The sequence below is a fragment of the Dietzia sp. DQ11-38-2 genome, assembly GCF_014145055.1.
Lineage (GTDB): Bacteria > Actinomycetota > Actinomycetes > Mycobacteriales > Mycobacteriaceae > Dietzia.
In genome coordinates, this window is sequence record NZ_JAALDW010000229.1 from 17,098 (window position 1) to 21,129 (window position 4,032).

The 4,032-nt window shown below is 69.4% G+C and carries 3 protein-coding genes; 2 read left to right on the top strand and 1 reads right to left on the bottom strand.

Going from position 1 to position 4,032, the window contains the following annotated elements:
• Positions 1–297 precede the first annotated feature (297 nt).
• Together G6026_RS08575 and G6026_RS08580 are read left to right on the top strand one after the other, a co-directional pair.
• Complete coding sequence (locus tag G6026_RS08575) at positions 298–2,298, top strand: 2-oxoacid:acceptor oxidoreductase subunit alpha (protein ID WP_156607083.1); 2,001 nt, start codon at positions 298–300, stop codon at positions 2,296–2,298.
• A 24-nt stretch (positions 2,299–2,322) separates the two neighbouring features.
• Positions 2,323–3,393 (top strand): 2-oxoacid:ferredoxin oxidoreductase subunit beta, encoded by a 1,071-nt coding sequence (locus G6026_RS08580; RefSeq protein WP_182612919.1) that lies wholly within the window; start codon positions 2,323–2,325, stop codon positions 3,391–3,393.
• A 77-nt stretch (positions 3,394–3,470) separates the two neighbouring features.
• On the opposite strand, the gene G6026_RS08585 is transcribed toward G6026_RS08580, so the two are convergent.
• A partial coding sequence (locus tag G6026_RS08585; RefSeq protein WP_182612920.1) for an NRDE family protein occupies positions 3,471–4,032 on the bottom strand: 562 nt, incomplete at its 5' end.

Here is a 4,032-nt window from a genome sequence, read left to right on the forward strand (position 1 = left end):
TGCACAGCCGCCTCCCTATATATCTGTCACGCGTCGCATCGGGTCGGTTCGTCGTCGTCCCCGGTCACGGACACCCCTCACGAGCAGCAGAAGGGCGTTCGACACGACGCCGGATTGGCACCGATAGACAGACCGGTCTATGGTGGGCACAAGCGGGAACCACGCCGAACTGGAACGTGTTACTGTTTTCCAATTCCGTCGGGGTGACGAGTCGCGCCCGAACCGGCGTACCGTCGGTGGCCGTACGGGAGTCACGACCAGCCCCGATCATCTCAGACACAACGGAGGTCAGCAGCGGTGGGCAATGCGTCCAAGACCAAGCTGGACAAGGTGGTCATCCGCATCGCGGGCGACTCCGGAGACGGCATGCAGCTCGCCGGTGACCAGTTCACCTCGGAGGCGGCGGCCTTCGGCAACGACCTGGCGACCCAGCCCAACTACCCGGCCGAGATCCGGGCCCCCCAGGGCACGATCCACGGGGTGTCGAGCTTCCAGATCCAGATCGCGGACTACGACATCCTCACCGCCGGGGACCGCCCCGACGTGCTCGTGGCGATGAACCCGGCCGCACTCAAGGCGAACATCGACGACCTGCCCTCCGGTGGCATCCTCATCGTCAACTCCGACGAGTTCACCAAGCGCAACCTCACCAAGGTCGGCTACGAGTCCAACCCGCTCGGTTCCCCCGCCTTCGAGGCGTTCCAGGTGCACGAGGTGGCCATGGGCACGCTGACCATCGGTGCGGTCGAGTCCGTGGACGTGGGCAAGAAGGACGCCGAGCGCTGCAAGAACATGTTCGCGCTCGGACTCCTCACCTGGATGTACGGCCGCACGGTCGACTCGATCGAGACCTTCCTGGGCGACAAGTTCAAGAAGAAGCCGACGATCCTGCAGGCCAACCTGCTGGCGTTGCGGGCGGGCTGGAACTACGGCGAGACCACCGAGGCGTTCGCCTCCGAGTACGAGATCCAGCCGGCCCAGCTGCCCAAGGGTCGCTACCGCCAGATCACCGGCAACACGGCGATGGCCTACGGCCTGGTCACCGCGGGCAGGTCGGCGGACATGCCGGTCTTCCTGGGCACCTACCCCATCACGCCCGCCTCGGACATCCTGCACGAGTTGAGCAAGCTCAAGCAGTTCGACGTGACCACCTTCCAGGCGGAGGACGAGATCGCCGGAATCGGTGCCGCCCTCGGCGCGTCCTACGGCGGGGCGCTGGGGGTCACCTCGACCTCCGGCCCCGGTCTGGCGCTCAAGTCGGAGGCCATCGGCCTAGCCGTGATGACCGAGCTGCCGCTGGTGATCATCGACGTCCAGCGCGGCGGCCCCTCGACCGGGCTGCCCACCAAGACCGAGCAGTCGGACCTTCTGCAGGCGCTGTTCGGGCGCAACGGGGAATCGCCCGTCGCGGTGATCGCCCCGCAGTCGCCCTCGGACTGCTTCGAGATCGCCCGGGAGGCGGCGCGGATCGCGGTCACCTACCGCACCCCCGTCATCGTGCTGTCCGACGGCGCGATCGCCAACGGCTCCGAACCGTGGCTCCTGCCCGACGTGGCCGACCTGCCGGCCATCGAGAAGAACCTCGCCACCGCGCCCGCGACCGGCGCGGACGGTGACACCGAGGCCGCCGGGGACTACCTGCCGTACGCCCGCGACCCGGAGACGTTGGCTCGCGACTGGGCGATACCGGGTGAGGCGGGTCTCGAGCACCGCATCGGCGGCCTGGAGAAGGCCAACGGCACCGGCAACATCTCCTACACGGCGGAGAACCACGACCTCATGACCCGCACCCGGGCCCTGCGGATCGCGCTCATCGACGTACCCGACCTCGAGGTCGACGACCCGTCCGGCGATGCCGAGGTCCTGGTGGTGGGCTGGGGATCGTCCTACGGCCCCATCGGTGAGGCGGTCCGTCGCGCCCGCGCCAACGGGCACCGCGTGGCCCGTGCGCACGTCCGACATCTCAACCCGCTGCCCGACAACATCGGCGAGGTGCTGGCCAGGTACCACCGGGTGCTCGTCCCGGAGATGAACCTGGGCCAGCTCGCGATGTTGCTCAAGGCCCGCTTCCCGGCGCAGATCCAGCCCATCACCAAGGTGCACGGCATGGCGTTCTCGGCCGAGGAACTGCAGACCGCCATCGAGGCGGAGTTCGCCGGTCGGCTCACCCACACCGAGCACGACAAGTACCGGCTGGCGCTCGACGGGGTCATCACCACGACCGGCGAGCCCGCCGCGCGTCACCGGCGGATCGGCCACACCGCCACCGGCACCACCACCGCCAACCGAACCCGCTGACCCGCGAGCGAGGAGAGGACTTCCATGACCACCACCGAAACCGGACTCGTCGGCAGCCCGCTGCCCCTGGACGCGTTGGCCTCCGTCCCCAAGAGCGACGCACCGCAGAAGCCCAAGGACTACACCTCGGACCAGGAGGTGCGGTGGTGCCCCGGGTGTGGCGACTACGTCATCCTGGCCACCATCCGTGCCCTGCTGCCCAAGCTCGGTCTCAAGCGGGAGAACATCACGTTCATCTCCGGGATCGGCTGCTCGAGCCGCTTCCCGTACTACCTCGAGACCTACGGCATGCACTCGATCCACGGGCGCGCCCCGGCGATCGCGACCGGCCTGGCCACCGCCCGTCCCGACCAGTCGGTATGGGTGGTCACCGGTGACGGCGACGCCATGTCGATCGGCGGCAACCACCTGATCCACACCCTGCGCCGGAACGTCAACCTCAACATCCTGATGTTCAACAACCGGATCTACGGGCTGACCAAGGGCCAGTACTCGCCCACCTCGGAGTCGGGCAAGGTCACCAAGTCGAGCCCCATGGGCTCGTTGGACCACCCGTTCAACCCGCTGTCTCTGGTGCTCGGCGCCCAGGCGAGCTTCGTGGCCCGCGCCCTGGACTCGGACCGCAAGGGGCTGACCGAGGTCCTCGACGCCGCCGCCCGTCACCGCGGCACCAGTTTCGTGGAGATCCTGCAGGACTGCCCGATCTTCAACGACGGGTCGTTCGACCTGTTGCGCAAGGAGGACGCCGGAAACCACCTCATCGGGGTCCGCCACGGCGAGAAGATCATCTTCGGCGACGAGGGCCAGCACTGCGTGGTCCGCTCCGGGTTCTCGCTGAAGGTCGCGGCGACCGCCGAGGTCGACGAGGCCGACATCGTCGTCCACGACGCCCATGCCGAGGACCCCTCCTACGCGCACGCGCTGGCGAACCTGTCCAGCCAGGATCTCGAGTACACCGTCACCGGGATCATCCGGCAGGTCCAGCGCGAGACCTACGACGACCAGGCCCGCGCCCAGGTCGCCGCCGCCAAGGAGACCGCCCCGTCGGACCTCCAGGCCCTGCTCGACGGCAGCAACACCTGGACCGTGGGCTAGAAGGGCCACGGGCCACGGCTCACGCACCGACGCGATCGTCTCCCGGGGGGCGGCCACCGCACGGATCTGCGCTCCACTCAGATCCTCGTGGTGACCGTCCCCGCGGCGCGTCCCCGGGAGTCCCAGGTGCGCTCGACCACATCAGCCGTGCCGTGCTCGTCGATCCGCACCGCCGTCGTCGACCGGGTCCCGTACCACCGGCCGATCCGGACGAACCGCGACGACAGGCGCCACTCATGCCAGAGCGGGACCCCCGTGCGCGGCAGGTGCCGGAGCGGTGCCTTGCGGGGATCGGCGAGCAGGTCGAGCAGGGGGCCCGACCAGTCCTGACCCGAGATCGTCCCGGACCCCATCAGCGCCGTGACGTCGCTCACCGCGCCGACGACCTTCGGCCACGGGGTGTCCAGCGCCGCGTTGGACAGTCCGTGGACCCCCGTGTCCAGCCGCAGCGGCCCCCGGCCGGAGCGGTTGGACGCCCACCACAACTCGTCGAGGTCGCCGGCCAGGAGGTTGACCGGACCGTACCGGCCCAGATCGTCGACGATGTGCCGGGCGAACCCGGTCGCGGGGACCGAACCGGTGAGCGCCCGGACCGGCAACTCCCCCCGGGAGGCGGTGGCCGGGGCCGCCGGGCCGCCC